The organism is Isoptericola sp. NPDC060185, from assembly GCF_042728595.1.
In the GTDB taxonomy this organism is placed as follows: Bacteria; Actinomycetota; Actinomycetes; order Actinomycetales; family Cellulomonadaceae; genus Isoptericola.
This window is the reverse complement of sequence record NZ_JBHWYY010000037.1, coordinates 1-17,110: the sequence shown is the minus strand read 5'-3', so window position 1 is coordinate 17,110 and position 17,110 is coordinate 1. Positions and strand designations below refer to the sequence as shown.

Genomic DNA, 17,110 nt, shown 5'->3' with positions numbered 1-17,110 from the left:
GGCATGAGCACGGACGGTGGGCTCCACATCGGGATCTTCGTGTTCGACGACGCGGAGGAGCTCGACGTCGTCGGTCCGTTCGAGGTGCTCGCCGCGTGGGAGCAGCGTTCGAGCGTCGAGTCGGGGCTCAAGCCGCAGGTCAGCACGTTCTCGCGCGACGGCGACGGCGTGCGCCTGGCGAAGGGGCTGCGGCTCGTCCCGGCCCGCTCGGCCGACGACGTCGGGCCGCTGCACGTGCTCGTCTACCCGGGCGGCTGGGGCACCCGTGCGATGATCGCCGACCCCGCCCACCTCGAGTGGCTGCGGCAGGTGCGCCTCCAGACGCCGATCCTCGCGAGCGTGTGCACCGGGGCGCTCGTGCTCGCGGCGGCGGGACTGCTGGGCGGTCGCCCCGCGACGACGCACCGCGACCACTACGACGAGCTGGCGCAGCTCGACCCCAGCGTCGTGGTGGACACGGAGGCCCGGTTCGTCGACGACGGCGACGTCGTGACGGCGGCCGGCGTCTCGGCGGGGATCGACATGGCCCTGCACCTCGTGGCGCGGCTGGAGTCGCCCGAGGTCGCGCGTGCCGTGCGGCGCGGCCTCCAGTACGACCCGGCTCCCCCGGTCTGAGCGTCCTCGGTACCGGGAAGAGTCAGGTACCTGATACCGACGGTCGCCGATATAGCCTGCGCGGGTGACTCGAATGATCCAGCTCACCTGGGCCTCCCTGCGGCCGCGCAAGCCCGTCCCCGGCCAGGGCATGCTCGACCCGTCGGTGACCACGATGCGCGTGCACCCCGGCGACCTCGACCTGTACCTGCACGTCAACAACGGCTCGTACCTGCAGATGATGGACGTGGCGCGCTCGAACTTCATCGCCGACCTCGACGGGTTCGCGAAGATCGGCGACCGCAAGTGGTACCCCGTCGTCGCCGCGTCGACCATGACGTACAAGCGCTCCCTGCAGCTGTGGGACCGGTTCGAGATCACTACCCGCGTGCTCGGGTGGGACGAGCGCGTCGTCTACATCGAGCAGGTCTTCACCTGCAAGGGCCGGCTCTACGCCCGAGGGATCGTGGCCGGGCGGTTCCTGGGCCCGGGCAACGCGCGGGTCCCCGCCCCCGACGTCGTCGCGCTGATGGGGCCGGACGCACCGCCGCAGAGCCCCGAGCTGCCCGCCGACGTCGCCGCGTGGGCGCGGGCCGTGGACGTCGCGCACCGGGACGCCGGCCGGGTCTGACCCGGGTCCGAGCCGGGTCCGAGCCGGGTCCGAGCCGGGTCCGAGCCGGGTCCGAGCCGGGTCCGAGCCGGGTCCGAGCCGGGTCCGAGCCGGGCAGACCCGCCGGGAGTCAGTGGAACGTGGTCGCGTAGTACGTCTGGCGGTCCACCGTCTCCACGGTGACGTCCTGCGTGCGCTCCAGCCGGCGACGCAGGTTGTCCGCGAAGCGCAGCGAGTCGTCGTTGAAGCGCGAGACGTCGTACGCGCACACCACCCGGTGCTCGGCGAGGTGCGCGACCAGGGCGTCGATCATGTCCATGAAGGTGCGCGTGGCGCGCCGCCCTGGGTGCGCGAGGGTGAAGCCGATGTACCAGACGGCGCCGCGCGCCGCGTGCTCCGGGTAGCGGGCCGCGAAGAACTCCGGGCTCACCCACGGCACAGCACCCAGGTCCGTCGCGAGCGTCGTCAGGCCGACCGGCACGCCCGCACGGTCGTGCGCGAGCAGCTTCAGCACGCGCGGGTCGGCCATCTCCTCGTCGAACTCCTCGCGGTGCAGGACGTGCCGCGCGGCGGCGCGCGTGCGCAGCGGCTCGAACGCCTCCAGGTAGAGGCGCCAGAAGTCCTCGGCGACGTCGCCCGTGACCGTCGGCTCGAAGGTGACGTCAGCGCGCACCGGTCTGCTCCCCCCAGCCCACGGCGCGGTACGTGGCGACCACGACCGCGCACACCGGGAGCGTCTCGCACGTCAGGCCGGTGATCATGCGACCCTCCGGGGCGAAGGTGCCCCCGCGCGTGGCGGACAGGTCCTCGAGGCTGTGCGTGAGGTCGGTGGCGACCTGCTCGTGCGACGGCCCGTCGTGCTCGACGAACAGGCCGGCGCCGCTGCCGTCGTCGCGGCGCGACCACGCCACCCCGGCCCACGCCTCGTGGCCCGGCAGCGACGCGTACCCCGCGGCGTAGACGCACCAGAGCGCGTCGCCGTGCTCCCCGCGCAGCTGGTCCGCGCCGTCGACCTCGAGCACGGCGCTGCCCGGCGGCACCACGGAGCTGAGGCGCACCAGGTTGAAGTCGCCGACGCCGGCGGCGACGAGCGCGGCGTCGAACGCCGCGAGGGTCGTGCGCCCGGTGCCGGTACCGGCGCTCACGCGGATGGTCAGGGGGTCGCTCATGGGGTCCTCGGGGTCGGCGGGTCGGCGGTCACAACGTCAGGGGGCACAGTGTCGGAAGGCACAGCGTCGGAGGGCACGGCTCCGGCACGGCCGGAGGCCGCGTCCAGGAGGTCGAGCACCGGGCGCAGGACGGCGTCCGGCGCCCTGTCCCCCTTGGTGAGGAAGACGGTACTGCCGAGCCGGAGGTCGTCCTGCTCGCGCGTGCCCACCTCCGCCCCGGAGTAGACGACGAGGGGGACGTGGCGCAGGCGCCCGCTGCGACGCAGGTCGGCGACGAGGTCCTGTCCCGAGCCGTCGGGCAGCCGCAGGTCGAGGACCACGACGTCCGGCCCCGGGCCACCGGTGAGGGCCGCGCGCGCCTCGGCGAGACCGCGGGCCGGCGTCACGACGAGCCCGCCGCTCTCCAGGACGGTCACGAGGACCTGGCGCAGGTCGTCGTCGTCCTCGACCACCAGCACCCGGTCGTGGTGCGGCCGCAGCCGGATCACCTCGCGGACCGTCTCGACGAGCCGGTCGGGGTCCACGGGCTTGACCAGCCAGCCGTCCGCGAGCGCCGCGGTCTCGCGCGCGTCGGCGGGCGACGTCCCGGACACCACGACGACGGGCAGCTGCGCGGTCGCAGCGGACCGGCGCAGCCGACGGAGGATCTCCGTGCCGCCCGTGCCCGGCATGGCGAGGTCCAGCACGACGGCCGCGGGGTGCTCGTCCTCCACCACGTCGACCGCCGCGCGCCCGTCCGTGACGCCGACGACGTCGTAGCCGCGCTCCTCGAGCACCTCGCGGAGCACCTCCACGACGTACGAGTCGTCGTCGACCACGACCACGCGGGTGGTCGCACCCCCGCCGTCCGGTGCGGCGGGCTCCACCGGGGGAGCCACGACGTGCGGCAGCGTGAACCGGAAGCTGGCGCCGTGCCCTTCTCCGTCACTCACGGCCCACATCCGGCCGCCGTGCCGCTCGACGATGCTCCGGGCGATCGCGAGTCCGAGGCCGGTACCGCCGCGCTCGCGAGCGTCGGACGCGTCGATCTGCTCGAACCGGCCGAACACCGTCTCGAGCTTGTCCGGGGGGATCCCGCGCCCCTGGTCGTCGACCCGTACCTCCACGAGCTCGCCCAAGGGAGCGGCCGTCACCCGGACGGTGCCACCGCGCGGGGAGAACTTCACGGCGTTGCTGAGCAGGTTCACCAGCGTCTGCACGATGCGCTCGCCGTCGACCCGCACGACGTCGGCGTCGTGCTCGGGCGCCAGCACGACGCCGGCCTCGTCCGCGAGGATCGACATCTGCTCCACCGCGGCTGCCACGAGCGCGTCGACGTGGTGGTCGGCCAGCTCGAGCGGGGTGGTGCCAGCGTCCATGCGCTCGACGTCCAGGATGTCGTCGACGAGCCGGCCGAGCCGCTCGCTGCTGGTCAGGGCGATCCGGACCATGCGGCCGGCCTGCGCGGAGGAACGGTCGAGCACGCCGCTGTCGAGGAGCCCGAGAGCGCCGCGGATCGACGTGATCGGGGTACGCAGCTCGTGGCTCACCACGGAGACGAACTCGTCCTTGATCCGCTCCACCTCGCGCCGCTCGGTGACGTCGCGGAACACGACGACCGCACCGGTGACCTCGCCGTCGGCGCGCAGGGGGCTCGCCGTGACCTCGACGGGCACGTCCTTGCCGTCCAGGCGCCGGTAGACGTCCTGCTCGGCCGTCGCCGTGACGCCGTCCCGCACCGCCTCGGCGATGTAGCACCGGTCCGCGGGGTAGGGCGTGCCGTCGTCCGCCGGGGCGTGGAAGGTCTCGTGCGCGTCGCGGCCCACGAGGTCGTCCGCGGTGGCACCCAGGGTCCGGGCCCCCGCGGCGTTCACGAAGGTGACCCGCCCGGCGGCGTCGACGCCGTAGATGCCGTCGGCCACGGACTCGAGCGTGCGCTCCCGCTCGCTCGCGAGCGCACGCAGCTGGGCGGTCCGCAGCTCCACCCGGCGTTCCAGGCCGTGGCGCAGCGACTCGTTGTCGACGACCACGAGGATCTGGCGCGCGACGACCGCGACGACGACCGCCACCCACAGCGCGTTCGCCATCCACGGGGTCGGCTCACCGGACTGGCCGACCCGCACCAGGGCCGCCGCGAGGAAGAGCGCGAACGTGACGACGGTGCCGAGCACCGACGAGCCGCCGGCGCGCTCGCCGGTCACCGGGCTGCCCGACGCGGCGGGGTGCCGGGCGGCCACGGCGATCGCGAGGTAGCCGCCGACCCACGCGGCGTCGACGGGACTGCCGAACGTGAACCCGCCCTCGGCGGTCAGGAGCGCGAAGGCCACGTCCGCCACGGCGTACAGCACGAACCCGCTCCCGACGAGGCCGAGCGGCACCCGCTCGGCGGCGCTCGACCTGGTCAGCACGAGCACGGCGAGGGTGGCGAGCAGCGCGTCCACGACCGGGAGCGCGTAGGCCGTGAGCGAGGGGGCCGCGGAGAAGGCCTGCCCCTCGAGCACGACGGCGAAGACGGCGATGTACAGCACCGAGCCGCCGACCACGACGCTGTCGAGGAGCATCCGCACCAGCTCGTGCCCGCGCGGGCGCACGGTCGGGAAGAACGCCAGGCCGATCACGCCGAGCAGCAGAGCCGCGATGTAGGCGGCGTCACCGGTGTCGGGGTCACCCGCGAGCACGGCCCACACGTTCCCGAGCAGGCCCACGAGGCCGCCGAGCGCCAGCAGCCCCCACGCGCGCCGGCGCCGGCCTGTCGAGCGCACCGCCCGCCACCCGCAGCTGAGCGCCGCGACGACGCCCGCGACCGCGATCGCGGTACGCGAGAGCTCGGCCCGCGCCGCCTGGTCCGTCGGGCCGGCGAGGACGACCGTCAGCGCCAGCACGGCGACGGCGCCCGCCCAGCACCACCGGACGAAGGTGCGGTGCGCCTTCGCCGTCGTCGGTCGCGCGTCCCTCATGGGGCCGAGGTTAGGAGACGTCGGCCCGCTCCGCCCCCCGCACGGGCGCTCCGGGCGACGGAGGGCGCCGGTCGTCCGTCGGGGGTACGGTCGATCGATCGAGCAGCCGGACGAAGGGGAACGACACGTGGCGACGGGGGGCCGACGCGTGGTGGTCATCGACGACGATCCGTCGATCCGGGAGGTGGCCGCGCTGGCGCTGTCGGCCGTGGGCGGGCACGAGGTGCACACCGCGGGCGACGGGACGGCGGGCCTGGAGGTCGCCCGACGCGTGCGGCCGGACGCGATCCTCCTCGACGTCATGATGCCAGTGCACGACGGGCCCACGGTGCTCGGCCGGCTGCGCGCCGTGCCGGAGCTGGCCGACGTGCCGGTCGTCTTCCTCACGGCGAAGGTCGGCACCCCGGAGATCTCGCGGCTCGACGGCCTGGGGGCCGTCGCCGTCCTGACCAAGCCGTTCGACCCGCTGCGCCTGGCCGACGAGCTCGCCCTGGCCCTCGGGTGGGACGCATGACGTCCGCGGACCCCGAGGGCGGGCTGGGCGACGCCGTCGTGGTGCTCGCCCGCCGGGCCCGTGCGCGCAACGTCGGCCGGTCGCGGCGGATCCTGGAGCTCCTGGAGGCGCCGGGCGCCCCGCCGGACCGGGCTGCGCGCGAGGAGGCGGAGCGCCTGTGCCACACCGTGACCGGGTCGGCGAGCACCTTCGGGGACACGGCGCTCGCCGCCGCCACGCAGCAGCTGGAGGCCGCGCTGCGCGACGGGCGGGCCGAGGCTGCCGCCGCGGCGCTCGACGCGGTCCGCGCGGCGGTCGCCCCGGACGACGAGGCCCGCGCCCCGGGGTCCGTCGACGCGTAGGGGCTCAGCCCGCCGGCAGCGCCCGCACGTCCGCGAGCGCCTCCGCGAGCGCGACGGCGTCGGCTCCGGAGCCCTCCGGCAGAGCCTCGAGCTCCGCGCGGAGACCCCGCGCCGCGGCCGGGTCGCCGGCGCGGACGGCCAGCTCCGCCAGGTAGGCGAGCGCCGGCGCGACCTCGGCCACGGGCGGCCCGTCCGCGCCGGCCCGGGCCCGGCGCAGCGCGCCGCCGAGGACCTTGCGGGCCTGGGCGACGTCACCCCTCGAGTCGGCCAGCACGACGGCGTTCTCGGTCGCCCGCGCGAGCGCGCCCCCGCCGCCGGAGGTCCACGTCATCGTCCCGCCCTCGCCCGCGGCGAACGTCGTCCCGGGATCCGGTGCCCGCGTGACCCGCACCCAGTTGCCCGCGGGGTCGATGACGCTGAAGCCGCTCAGCCCCGCGTTGTTGGCGCGCCTCCGCGGGCGCGTCACCCGCGGCACGCCCGACACCGGCAGGCGGCCGTGGAGCGAGCGCAGCCCGGCCGCGAACGACTCGTAGACGGGCTCGGTCTCCGGGACGACGACCACGCACGTGGAGTGGCTCGCCTCCGGGTCCCAGCCCGGCATCCCGTAGTACTGGACCTGGATGCCGCCGCGCCCGAACGACACCACGGGGTAGGGCCGGCGCTGCCGGTACGTCACCTCGAGACCGAGCGCCGTCCAGAACTCCACCAGCGCGTCCTGGTCGTGCTCGGAGTCGCCGCACGGCAGCAGCGACACCATGAAGGCACGCTCGGCGGCGCGGACGAACGCGCCGCCGGTCGGGTCGGTGGGCGGGCCGGCGGGAGCGGGGTCTACGGGACCAGGGCCCGCGGGGCCGGGATCCGGCATCGGTTCAGCCCTGCGCCGCGACCTGGCGCAGCAGCAGCGCCTCGGCCAGGACGACCTTGCGCAGCTCGCCCAGGTGCACCGACTCGTCGGCGCCGTGCGCGCGGGAGTCCGGGTCCTCGACGCCCGTGACCAGCACGGAGGCGTCGGGGAAGAACTCGAGGAGATCGGCGATGAACGGGATGGAGCCGCCGACGCCGATGTCCACCGGGTCGGTGCCCCACGCCGCGGCGAACGCGGCCCGGGCGGCGCGCATCGCGGCGGAGTCGCCGGCGGCGTGGAACGCCCGGCCCTGCTCCCCCGGCCGCCAGGTGACGCGCGCGCCGGACGGCGCCGCCGCCTCGAGGTGGGCACGCAGGGCGTCCTCCGCCGCCTGCGGCTCCTGGCCCGGCGGGATGCGCAGCGACAGCTTGGCCGCCGCGCGGGGCGCGATCGTGTTGGACGCGTGCGCGACGCTCGTGGCGTCGATGCCGATGACGGACAGCGCCGGCTTGGTCCACAGCCGGCCGGCGATGGTGCCCTCGCCCGCGAGCGTCACGCCGTCGAGCACGGAGGAGTCGGCGCGGAACGCCGCCTCGTCGTAGTCGACCTCCGGCTCCGGCGCGCTCACCAGGCCCGGCACCGCGACGTTGCCCGCGTCGTCGTGCAGGGTGGCGATCAGGCGGGCCAGCAGCGTGTTCGCGTCGAGCACGGGGCCGCCGAACATCCCGGAGTGGACCGCGTGCCCGAGCACCTCGACCTCAACCACGCCGTCCACCAGGCCGCGCAGCGACGTGGTCAGGGCCGGCACACCCACCTTCCAGTTCGTGGAGTCGGCCACGACGATGACGTCGGCGGCGAGCAGCTCGCGGTGGTCGGCGAGGAACTGGCGGAAGCTCGGGGACCCCGACTCCTCCTCGCCCTCGACGAAGACGGTGATCCCGACCGGCAGGTCCGCGCCCGTCTCCGCGGCGAGCGCCGACAGCGCCCGCAGCGCGCCGACGTGCGCGACCAGCCCGGCCTTGTCGTCGGCGGCGCCGCGCCCGTAGAGCCGCTCGCCCACCTGGACGGGCTCGAACGGGTCGGTCGCCCACGCGGCGGCGTCGCCGGGCGGCTGGACGTCGTGGTGGGCGTACAGCAGCACGGTGGGCCGGCCCTCGGGCGCGGGGCGGCGCGCGACCACGGCGGGCGCGCCGGGCGTCCCGTCGGGGCGCGCCGAGCTCAGGATGCGGACATCGGGCAGGCCTGCGTCGCTCAGCAGCGCGGCGACGGCGTCGGCGCTCGCGGCCACGTGGGCCTGGTCGAAGGCGGCGGCCGAGACGCTCGGGATGCGCACCAGGCGCTCGAGGTCGGCCTGGAGGGCGGGGAACTGCGCCTCGACGTGCGCGCGCAGGGTGGTGGCGGCGGCGTCGTGCGGCGGGGCGGCCGGGGAGGTGGCGTGGGTGTCGGTCACGCGGCTCACGCTACCCGCGCGCTCGACTACCCTGGGTGCGTGTTCTCCCGCAACAAGTCCGACGCGACGTCGTCGTCCCCCGACTCCACCGACCCCGTCGACGCGGCCGCCGAGATCGAGAAGTCCGGCGCCCCCGCCGGCAAGGGACGCCCCACCCCCAAGCGCAGCGTGTCCGAGGCGGCCAACAAGCGCCCCCTGGTGCCGAACGACCGCAAGGCGGCCAGCAAGGCGGCGCGGGAGAAGGCGCGCGAGCAGCGCAACCTCGAGTACAAGGCGATGCAGACCGGCGACGAGCGCCACCTGCCGCCGCGCGACAAGGGCCCCGTCAAGCGCTACGTGCGCGACTACGTGGACGCCCGGTGGAACCTCGGCGAGTTCTTCCTGCCTGTCGCGTTCCTGTTCATCATCCTCAACCTGGTCTTCAGCCGGAACCTCACCATCTCGGCCCTCGTGCTGATGCTGCTGTACGCCGTCGTGCTGCTCACCATCGCCGACGCGTTCCTGCTGTGGCGGGGGCTCAAGAAGCGGCTGCTGGCCAAGTTCCACGACGTCCCCAAGGGCACGATGATGTACGCCGTCATGCGCGCCTTCCAGATCCGCCGCTCGCGCCTGCCCAAGCCGACGTCGAAGAAGCACGGCGTCTACCCGGAGTGATCGCCCGGCCGTGCGCCCGACCTAGGGTGGGCGCATGGTCAACTACCGGTACCTCGGCAACAGCGGTCTGAAGATCTCCGAGATCACCTACGGCAACTGGCTCACCCACGGCTCGCAGGTCGAGAACGACGTCGCCACGCAGTGCGTGCGCGCCGCGCTCGACGCCGGCATCACCACGTTCGACACGGCCGACGTCTACGCGAACACGAAGGCCGAGCAGGTGCTGGGCGACGCCCTGGCGGGTGAGCGGCGCGAGTCGCTCGAGATCTTCACCAAGGTGTACTGGCCCACCGGCCCGGGCGGCCCCAACGACACGGGCCTGTCGCGCAAGCACGTCATGGAGTCGATCAACGGCTCGCTGAAGCGCCTCGGCACGGACTACGTCGACCTCTACCAGGCGCACCGGTACGACACCGAGACGCCGCTCGAGGAGACGATGCAGGCGTTCGCCGACATCGTCCGCCAGGGCAAGGCGCTGTACATCGGGGTGTCCGAGTGGACCGCCGACCAGATCCGCGCCGGCGCGGCGCTGGCGAAGGAACTCGGCTTCCAGCTGATCTCCTCCCAGCCGCAGTACTCCATGCTGTGGCGCGTCATCGAGGAGGAGGTCGTGCCCGCGTCCAAGGAGTGCGGCCTCTCGCAGATCGTCTGGTCGCCGATGGCGCAGGGCGTGCTGTCCGGCAAGTACGTGCCCGGCCGGCCGCTTCCCGCCGGCTCCCGCGCGACCGACACGAAGGGCGGCGCGCAGAGCATCCGCCGCTTCCTCGACGACGACGTCCTCACGCGGGTGCAGGGCCTGAGGCCCGTCGCGGACGAGCTCGGCCTGTCGATGGCGCAGCTCGCCGTCGCCTGGGTGCTGCAGAACGACAACGTCGCCGCCGCGCTGGTCGGCGCGTCCCGGCCCGAGCAGGTCGCGGAGAACGTCAAGGCGTCCGGCGTGACCATCCCCGGCGAGCTCATGGCGCGCATCGACGAGGTCCTCGGGGGCGTCGTGGAGCGCGACCCGGCGAAGACCGCCGAGAACGCCCCGCAGACGCGCGTGGCCTGACCGCCCGCCGGCGGCCGACGTCGCGGTGGGTCCTCGTCATGAGACCGGACGACGACCCACCGTTACGTCGGCGCTACGGTGCCGCCATGCCGTCCCTGGTCGTACGCCCCGCCCACACCGACGACGCCGCCGCCCTGTGGCCGCTCACCCGCGACTTCGCGACGAGCTTCCGGCCCCGGAGGGACGCCTTCGACGCCACCCTGGCGACGCTCCTCGCCCGGGATGACACCCTGCTCGCCGTGGCGACCGCACCGGCGACCGAACCGGCGACCGGACCCTCGACCGACGGCGGACCGCTCGGCTACCTGCTGGCGAGCGTGCACCTGACGTTCCTCGCGAACGGGCCGGTCTGCTGGGTCGAGGAGGTCATGGTCGACCGGGCGCACCGGGATCGCGGGCTCGGCCGGTCGCTCATGGCGTACGCGGAGGCCTGGGCGACGGCGCGCGGGGCCGCCTACGTGTCGCTGGCCAGCCGCCGGGCCGGGGGCTTCTACAAGGCCCTCGGCTACGACGACTCCGCCACCTTCTACCGCCGCGTCCTGCCTTCCGGCAAGCGATCCGTCGCGCCCTGACGGGGCACGGCGCGACGGATCCCCTGCCTGAGGGTCGTCAGCGGCCGCCGTGCTCCCGGACGACGGCGTCGAGGGCGCGCGAGATCTCGCGGGTGCGCCGGGCCACGACGTCTTCGGGCGGCTCGGGCGCCGGCTCCTGCGCCGCCCGCGCATCCCGCGCCATGGGGGTGCGCGCCGCTCCCGTGATACCGGCGGGCACCAGCCACCGCCAGCGCACCGTCGCCTGCACCACGGGGCCCACGCCCAGGGCGTAGGCGATCGTCGCCCAGCCGAACGTGCCGCCCAGCAGGATGCCGACCAGCACCACCGCGACCTCGATGCCGGTCCGCACCAGGCGCACCGACCAGCCGGTGCGCTGCACGAGGCCGGTCATCAGCCCGTCGCGGGGGCCCGGTCCGAGCCGCACGCCGATGTATGCCGCGGTCGCGACGCCGTTCAGGACGATGCCGCCCACGGCGAGCGCGACGCGGGCCGCCAGGCCGGGGTCGGGGGCGAGCCAGGCCATCGCGGTCAGGCTCGGGCCGATCGCCACGCTGATCACCACGACGTTCGCGACGGTGCCGACGCCGGGCCGCTGGCGCAGCGGGATCCAGGCGAGCAGCACGAGCACGGACGTCGCCGCGACCACGGCGCCGAACCCGAGGCCGGTGCTGCGCACGATCCCCTGGTGCAGCACGTCCCACGGCATGCCGCCCTGGCCGGCGTGCAGCAGCATCGCCATCGACCACGCGTAGCCGAGCAGCCCCACGACGAGCTGCACCCCGCGGCGGACCGGCCCCATCGACGCCACCGCCGCAGACGTCCCCTGTGCGCGGGACGTTCCCGCTGCCGCAGGCGAAACCGCCACCTGCGAGCCCGCGGCGGTCGGCTCCGCCGTCGCCGACGAGGTCTCGGCCGGGGCGGACGGCGCGACCCGGGGGCGGCGCAGCGCGGCCCGCCGCGCGGGGCGGCCAGGCAGGCGGCGGGAGCCCCGACGGGCCGGGCGACGGATGGAGGCGGGCGTCGTGCTCATGGTCCCTACCCTGCGACACATTGGCCTTGCAATCCATGGCCAATGGGGCGACAGTGGCCCCGTGACCGTCGCCTCGCCGCACCCCGCGGCCACCGCCGCCCCCGCCGTCCGGCAGCTCTCGCCTGCCGCGACGGCCCGCCTGCTCGGCGACTGGCGGGCCGGAGGACCCGCGTACCTCGCGCTGGCGGACGCGCTGCGCGCCGCCGTCCTGTCGGGCAGTCTGCCGCCGCTGACGCGCGTGCCCAGCGAGCGGGAGCTGGCCGCGGCCCTGCATGTCTCGCGCACGACGACCTCCGGCGCGTACGCGCGGCTGCGCGAGCTCGGCTTCCTCGTCAGCCGCGTGGGGTCGGGCACCGTCACGACCCTCCCGCGCGGCGCCGGCACCGCGCGCGGCCGCGTCCCGGCGGCTGCCGGCGACGCCCCGGCCGACTCCCCCGCCGGCGACCTCGACGAGCCGCCCGTCGACCTCGCGCAGGCGACGCCGTCGGCCACGCCCGCCCTGCACGACGCATACGCCGCGGCGCTCGAGACGCTGCCCGGCTACCTGGGCACCGGCGGGTACGCCCACCTCGGCATCGAGCCGCTGCGCGCGGCGATCGCCGACCGGTACACGGCGCGCGGCGTGCCGACCACGCCGGACCAGATCCTCGTCACGACGGGCGCGCAGCAGGCGATCTCGGTGCTGACGCACGCCTTCGTGGGCCGTGGCGAGACCGCCGTCGTCGAGTCGCCCACCTACTTCCACGCGCTGGAGCCCGCGCGGCGGCTCGGCGGGCGGCTGGTCGGCGTGCCCGTCGGGGACGTCGAGACCCTCGCGTCGGCCGTGCGGCGCACGCGCCCCCGGCTCGTCTACCTCGTGCCGGACTTCCACAACCCCACCGGGCACACCCTGTCCGCCGAGGGCCGCGCCGCGGTCCGAGAGCTCGCGGACCGCACGGGTACCACGGTGGTGGGCGACGAGACGCTGACCGACCTGGCGCTCGACCCCGGCGCCGCCGTCCCCGCGCCGTTCGCGGGCGAGGGCACGTCGCCGCACGTCGTGACGATCGGGTCGGCGTCGAAGTCGTTCTGGGGCGGGGTGCGCGTCGGGTGGGTGCGCGCCGACCCCCAGGTGGTCCGGCGGCTGGCGCGGGTGCGGGAGTCCGCCGACATCGCGACCCCCGTGCTCGAGCAGCTCGCGGTCGTCGAGCTGCTGCGCCGCGCCGACGAGATCCTGCCGGGGCGCATCGACGAGCTGCGGCGCCGCCGCGACCTGCTGGTCGGCCTGGTCCGCGACGCCCTGCCGGACTGGCGGGTGCCGGTGCCGGCAGGCGGGCTGTGCCTGTGGGCGGACCTGGGCCGGCCGCTGGGCCAGGCGCTCGCCGCGGCGGCCGTGAACCACGGCGTCCTGGTCACGCCCGGGCCGGCGTTCACCCCGGACCGGTCGTCCCGCGACCACGTGCGCCTGACGTTCACCCGCGAGCCGGACCAGCTCGCGGCGGCCGTGCCGCGGCTGGCGCGGGCCTGGGCCCAGGTGAGCGCGGGCCGCTGAGCCCCGGGCGTATCCCGGTCCCGCGTCAGACGGCGGGCAGCGGCACGTTCGGCGCGGCCTGGTTCCCGTCGTGCAGGAGCCGCGCGACCGCCGCGCCCTCGGCGGACAGGTCGCGCCAGTGCTCCCCGAGCCACTGCTCGGCGTCGTACTGCGTGGTGAACACCGGGCTCGGCACGGACAGCGCGCCGCCGTCGGCGTCGTCGAGCGCCCACTCCCAGCGGGGGCGGATCACGACGCGCTCCCCTCGGACCGGGCGAGCGCGCCGGCCGCGACCGAGCCGCGAGTCCGCGTCAGCGCGCGGTTGACCCGCGACGGCCACAGCGGCCCCGAGTAGATGAACGACGTGTACCCCTGCGTGAGGTCGGCGCCCGCCCGCAGGTAGGCGCGCACGTCGTCGGCGCTCGCGATGCCGCCGACGCCGATGATCGCGGGCTCGGGCCCGAGCCGCGCGCGCAGCCGGCCCACGACCTGCAGCCCCCGCTCGAGCAGCGGCGGGCCGGACAGGCCGCCGGGGCCGCGGTCGTGGCCGATGGTCGTGTTCACGGCGACCACGCCGTCCAGGCCGAGCTCGATGACGAGGTCGGCCATCGCGTCGACGTCGGCGTCGGCGAGGTCGGGGGCGATCTTCACCAGCAGCGGCACGCGCCGGGCCCCGGCCGCGGCGGTGGCCTCGTCGGCGGCGGCGCGCGCCGCGGTGAGGATGGGGCGCAGCTCGGCCGTGGTCTGCAGGTCGCGCAGGCCCGGAGTGTTCGGAGACGAGACGTTGACGACGAGGTAGTCGGCCCAGGGGGCGAGCTCGCGCGCGCACGCGGCGTAGTCGTCGGCGGCGCCTTCGGCAGGCGTCGTCTTGTTCTTGCCGATGTTCGCGCCCACCACGACGGCGCGGCCCGCGGGGGTGCCGCGCAGCTCCCGCAGCCGCGCGGCGGCGGCGGGCGCGCCCTCGTTGTTGAAGCCCATGCGGTTGCGCACGCCCCGGACGTCGAGCTCGCGCCACATGCGCGGCTTCTCGTTGCCCGGCTGGGGGCGCGGCGTGACCGTGCCGATCTCCACGAAGCCGAAGCCGAGCATCGTCAGGCCGCGGATCGCCCGGGCGTTCTTGTCGAAGCCGCCCGCGAGACCGAAGGGCGCGGGGAAGGTCCGGCCGAGCACCTCGATGCTCCCCGGCCCGCCGCTGCCGCGGCCCAGGTAGGGCGCGATCGCGCCCTGGACGACGTCACGCAGCACCGGCACGCGGCCGGCGAGCGAGATGGCGCCGAACGCGAGCTCGTGCGCGCGCTCGGGGTCCATCTTCTTGAAGACGCCGTTGAACAGCAGCGTGTACGGGCTCATGAGACCTCCGGGTCGGCGGGGTTCGGCTCGGGTGCGGTCGGCTCGGGCGGTGTCGGTTCGGTCGCCGTCGGGTCGGGTGACGCGTGCTCGTCGTCGGCGCGGGGGCGCGTGCGCCACAGCCACCACAGCCCGACGAACGGGAGGACGAGCGGGATGTAACCGTAGCCCTGGCCGAAGCCGGACCACACGGTCGTCTCGCCGAAGACGTCGGGCGACGCCGCCGAGGCGGCACCCACCGCGAGCACGCCCACGGCCTCGAAGCCCACCGTCACCCACGCGACCGTCCGCCACCGCGGGCCGCCCTTGGCCAGGGCGATCGTGGCGAGCACGTAGACCACCGCGGACAGCGTGGACAGCGAGTAGGCGAACGGCGCCTCGGAGAACTTGGTGGCCAGCTCGTAGGTCGAGCGGCCGATGGCGGCGAACGCGAGGACGCCGTAGACCGTGACCAGCAGGCGCCCGAAGCCCGCACCCGTGCGTCGCGCCTCGCCCCGCGGCCGGCTCCCGCCGCCGGGCGTGCTGATGCCGTTCGACCCGCTCATGCCGCGCCCCAGATCTGCCACAGCCGCCAGTCGAGGAAGCCGACGGTGAGCGCGGCGACGGCCAGCACCACCGACGACCACTTGGTGCGCTCCGCGAACGCCCAGACCGCCGCGATCGGCAGCACGATCAGCGCGGTGGCGACGTAGCCCCAGAACAGAGGGCCGTCGACGGGGTGGTCGCGGGTGGCCATGAGGACGCCGGCGACGACCGCCTGGACGACGACGAGGGCCTCGACGACGGCGGCGCCGAACAGCTGCTTGAGGATCACCGCCCGGTCCCGGACGACGAACCAGAGCGCCCACCCGGCGAGCGCGGCGCACGCCACCAGGACGAGGATCAGGAGGGGAAGAACCACGCCCGCAGACTACCGGCCGGCCGCACGCCGCGACGCGGGCGGTAGGCCCCCGGGGACGGGGATAGCATCGGCGCGTGGCAGACCTCACCCTCTCCGGCAAGAATCCCACCGCTCTCAAGGTCGACGCGCTCGTCGTCGGGACCTGCTCCACGTCCGACGGCGTCGCCGTCGTCGCGGACCAGCTCCCCGAGTCGCTCGTGCGGCAGATCGAGACCCTCGCGCCCCGCCTCGGCGTGACCGGCGCCCCCGACGAGGTGCGTCGCCTGCCCGCGGGCGACGGCGTCGCCGCGGACGTCCTCGTGCTCGCCGGCCTCGGCGAGCGCGCGGCCGACGGCACCTTCCCGCGCGAGGTGCTGCGCTCCGCGGCCGGCGCCGCGACCCGCGAGCTCGCGGGCACGGACTCCGTGGCCGTCGCGCTGCCCGCGGTGGACGAGGACGAGCTCGCCGCCGTCGTCGAGGGTGCTCTCCTGGGCGCCTACACCTACACGCGCTACCGCTCGGGCAAGGACCAGAAGTCCGCCGTCGGCAGCATCCAGGTGGTGACGACCTTCGCCCGCTCGGGCCGCGCCAAGTCCGCCGTCGCGCGCGGCGAGGTGCTCGCGGCCGCCGTGCACGGCACCCGCGACCTCGTCAACGACGCTCCCAACGAGCTCTACCCCGCGGCGTTCGCCGACGCGGCCAAGGCCGCGCTCAAGGGTGTCAAGGGCGTCAAGGTGACCGTGCTGGACGACAAGCAGCTCGCCGCCGGCGGCTACGGCGGCCTCGTGGGCGTGGGCCAGGGCTCCTCGCGCGGCCCCCGCCTCGTCAAGCTCTCGTACGCGCCGGCCAAGGCCGCGGCGAAGGTCGCGATCGTGGGCAAGGGCATCACGTTCGACACCGGCGGCATCTCGCTCAAGCCGCCGGCCAGCATGCCGACCATGAAGTCCGACATGGCGGGCGCCGCCGCCGTGCTGCACACCGTCCTCGCCGCCGCGAAGCTCGGCCTGCCCGTCGCCGTGACCGGCTACCTCTGCCTGGCGGAGAACATGCCGGGCGGCAACGCCCAGCGCCCCGCGGACGTCGTCACGATCCGCGGCGGCAAGACCGTCGAGGTCACCAACACCGACGCCGAGGGCCGCCTCGTCATGGCGGACGGCCTGGTCGCCGCCGTCGAGGACGGCCACGACGTCGTCCTCGACATCGCGACCCTCACCGGCGCGCAGATGGTGGCGCTCGGCAACCGCACCTCCGGCGTCATGGGCACCGACGCGGTGCGCGACGAGGTCAAGGCCGCGGCGGACGTCGCCGGCGAGGCCTTCTGGCCGATGCCGATGCCCGCCGAGCTCAAGGCCGGCCTGAAGTCGAACGTCGCGGACATGGTCAACTCCGCCCCCAGCCGCTGGGGCGGCATGCTGTTCGCTGCGCACTTCCTCGCGGAGTTCGTGGGCGACACCCCGTGGGCGCACCTCGACATCGCCGGCCCGTCGTACAACGAGGGCTCGTCGTTCGGGTACACGCCCACCGGCGGCACCGGCGTCGGCGTGCGCACGATGCTCGCGTTCCTCGAGGCGCGCGCCGGTCTCTGACCTGCCTGCGCACGACGACGGCGCCCGACCACCACGGTGGTCG

The 17,110-nt window shown here is 75.3% G+C and carries 19 protein-coding genes; 9 read left to right on the top strand and 10 right to left on the bottom strand.

Annotation, left to right across the window (positions count from 1 at the left end):
* Nucleotides 1-3 precede the first annotated feature (3 nt).
* Together ACFWDO_RS13205 and ACFWDO_RS13200 are read left to right on the top strand one after the other, a co-directional pair.
* Complete coding sequence (locus tag ACFWDO_RS13205) at nucleotides 4-615, top strand: DJ-1/PfpI family protein (protein WP_380319888.1); 612 nt, start codon at nucleotides 4-6, stop codon at nucleotides 613-615.
* Nucleotides 616-688: 73 nt separating this feature from the next.
* Nucleotides 689-1,225, top strand: coding sequence for an acyl-CoA thioesterase (locus tag ACFWDO_RS13200; RefSeq protein WP_380319914.1), 537 nt, complete (start codon nucleotides 689-691; stop codon nucleotides 1,223-1,225).
* A gap of 109 nt (nucleotides 1,226-1,334) precedes the next feature.
* On the opposite strand, the gene ACFWDO_RS13195 is transcribed toward ACFWDO_RS13200, so the two are convergent.
* From ACFWDO_RS13195 to ACFWDO_RS13185, 3 genes are read right to left on the bottom strand one after another with little or no spacing between them, the layout of a single operon-like run.
* A complete protein-coding gene (locus ACFWDO_RS13195; protein ID WP_380319885.1) occupies nucleotides 1,335-1,877 on the bottom strand; it encodes a hypothetical protein in 543 nt (180 codons plus the stop codon).
* Nucleotides 1,867-2,373 (bottom strand): pyruvoyl-dependent arginine decarboxylase, encoded by a 507-nt coding sequence (locus ACFWDO_RS13190; protein WP_380319882.1) that lies wholly within the window; start codon nucleotides 2,371-2,373, stop codon nucleotides 1,867-1,869. The genes ACFWDO_RS13195 and ACFWDO_RS13190 overlap by 11 nt, the downstream gene beginning before the upstream one ends.
* On the bottom strand, nucleotides 2,370-5,309 hold the full coding sequence (locus ACFWDO_RS13185) for a response regulator (RefSeq protein ID WP_380319879.1): 2,940 nt from the start codon (nucleotides 5,307-5,309) through the stop codon (nucleotides 2,370-2,372). Before ACFWDO_RS13185 ends, ACFWDO_RS13190 begins: the two co-directional genes overlap by 4 nt.
* A 127-nt stretch (nucleotides 5,310-5,436) precedes the next feature.
* Between ACFWDO_RS13185 and ACFWDO_RS13180 the strand changes: the two genes are divergently transcribed.
* Both ACFWDO_RS13180 and ACFWDO_RS13175 read left to right on the top strand, forming a co-directional pair.
* On the top strand, nucleotides 5,437-5,823 hold the full coding sequence (locus tag ACFWDO_RS13180) for a response regulator (protein ID WP_380319876.1): 387 nt from the start codon (nucleotides 5,437-5,439) through the stop codon (nucleotides 5,821-5,823).
* Complete coding sequence (locus ACFWDO_RS13175) at nucleotides 5,820-6,164, top strand: Hpt domain-containing protein (protein ID WP_380319873.1); 345 nt, start codon at nucleotides 5,820-5,822, stop codon at nucleotides 6,162-6,164. Before ACFWDO_RS13180 ends, ACFWDO_RS13175 begins: the two co-directional genes overlap by 4 nt.
* Nucleotides 6,165-6,168: 4 nt before the next feature.
* Here ACFWDO_RS13175 and ACFWDO_RS13170 read toward each other — a convergent pair whose 3' ends face one another.
* Together ACFWDO_RS13170 and ACFWDO_RS13165 are read right to left on the bottom strand one after the other, a co-directional pair.
* Entirely contained in the window at nucleotides 6,169-7,029 is an 861-nt protein-coding gene (locus ACFWDO_RS13170) for a hypothetical protein (RefSeq protein WP_380319870.1), read from the bottom strand.
* 4 nt (nucleotides 7,030-7,033) lie between these two features.
* The gene (locus tag ACFWDO_RS13165; protein WP_380319867.1) at nucleotides 7,034-8,458 is read right to left on the bottom strand and encodes a dipeptidase; all 1,425 of its coding nucleotides are present in this window, start codon (nucleotides 8,456-8,458) and stop codon (nucleotides 7,034-7,036) included.
* A gap of 39 nt (nucleotides 8,459-8,497) precedes the next feature.
* Between ACFWDO_RS13165 and ACFWDO_RS13160 the strand changes: the two genes are divergently transcribed.
* From ACFWDO_RS13160 to ACFWDO_RS13150, 3 genes are all read left to right on the top strand, one after another.
* Complete coding sequence (locus ACFWDO_RS13160) at nucleotides 8,498-9,112, top strand: DUF3043 domain-containing protein (RefSeq protein WP_380319864.1); 615 nt, start codon at nucleotides 8,498-8,500, stop codon at nucleotides 9,110-9,112.
* A 34-nt stretch (nucleotides 9,113-9,146) separates the two neighbouring features.
* Nucleotides 9,147-10,160 carry an aldo/keto reductase family protein gene (locus ACFWDO_RS13155; protein ID WP_380319861.1) on the top strand — a complete coding sequence of 338 codons (1,014 nt, stop codon included), beginning with the start codon at nucleotides 9,147-9,149 and terminating at the stop codon, nucleotides 10,158-10,160.
* 86 nt (nucleotides 10,161-10,246) lie between these two features.
* Nucleotides 10,247-10,732: a GNAT family N-acetyltransferase gene (locus tag ACFWDO_RS13150; RefSeq protein WP_380319858.1), complete on the top strand. Its 486-nt coding sequence runs from the start codon at nucleotides 10,247-10,249 to the stop codon at nucleotides 10,730-10,732.
* A gap of 37 nt (nucleotides 10,733-10,769) precedes the next feature.
* On the opposite strand, the gene ACFWDO_RS13145 is transcribed toward ACFWDO_RS13150, so the two are convergent.
* Entirely contained in the window at nucleotides 10,770-11,744 is a 975-nt protein-coding gene (locus ACFWDO_RS13145; protein ID WP_380319855.1) for a YitT family protein, read from the bottom strand.
* Nucleotides 11,745-11,805: 61 nt separating this feature from the next.
* Between ACFWDO_RS13145 and ACFWDO_RS13140 the strand changes: the two genes are divergently transcribed.
* A complete protein-coding gene (locus ACFWDO_RS13140; RefSeq protein WP_380319852.1) occupies nucleotides 11,806-13,275 on the top strand; it encodes a PLP-dependent aminotransferase family protein in 1,470 nt (489 codons plus the stop codon).
* 25 nt (nucleotides 13,276-13,300) lie between these two features.
* Here ACFWDO_RS13140 and ACFWDO_RS13135 read toward each other — a convergent pair whose 3' ends face one another.
* Genes ACFWDO_RS13135 through ACFWDO_RS13120 form a run of 4 tightly spaced genes read right to left on the bottom strand, consistent with a single transcriptional unit; the run spans nucleotide 13,301 to nucleotide 15,502 of the window.
* Nucleotides 13,301-13,507 (bottom strand): hypothetical protein, encoded by a 207-nt coding sequence (locus tag ACFWDO_RS13135; protein ID WP_380319849.1) that lies wholly within the window; start codon nucleotides 13,505-13,507, stop codon nucleotides 13,301-13,303.
* On the bottom strand, nucleotides 13,504-14,604 hold the full coding sequence (locus ACFWDO_RS13130) for a quinone-dependent dihydroorotate dehydrogenase (RefSeq protein ID WP_380319846.1): 1,101 nt from the start codon (nucleotides 14,602-14,604) through the stop codon (nucleotides 13,504-13,506). The genes ACFWDO_RS13135 and ACFWDO_RS13130 overlap by 4 nt, the downstream gene beginning before the upstream one ends.
* Nucleotides 14,601-15,167: a hypothetical protein gene (locus ACFWDO_RS13125; RefSeq protein WP_380319843.1), complete on the bottom strand. Its 567-nt coding sequence runs from the start codon at nucleotides 15,165-15,167 to the stop codon at nucleotides 14,601-14,603. Before ACFWDO_RS13125 ends, ACFWDO_RS13130 begins: the two co-directional genes overlap by 4 nt.
* Nucleotides 15,143-15,502 (bottom strand): hypothetical protein, encoded by a 360-nt coding sequence (locus ACFWDO_RS13120; RefSeq protein WP_380319841.1) that lies wholly within the window; start codon nucleotides 15,500-15,502, stop codon nucleotides 15,143-15,145. The genes ACFWDO_RS13125 and ACFWDO_RS13120 overlap by 25 nt, the downstream gene beginning before the upstream one ends.
* A gap of 74 nt (nucleotides 15,503-15,576) precedes the next feature.
* Between ACFWDO_RS13120 and ACFWDO_RS13115 the strand changes: the two genes are divergently transcribed.
* Nucleotides 15,577-17,067, top strand: coding sequence for a leucyl aminopeptidase (locus tag ACFWDO_RS13115; RefSeq protein WP_380319838.1), 1,491 nt, complete (start codon nucleotides 15,577-15,579; stop codon nucleotides 17,065-17,067).
* Nucleotides 17,068-17,110 lie beyond the last annotated feature (43 nt).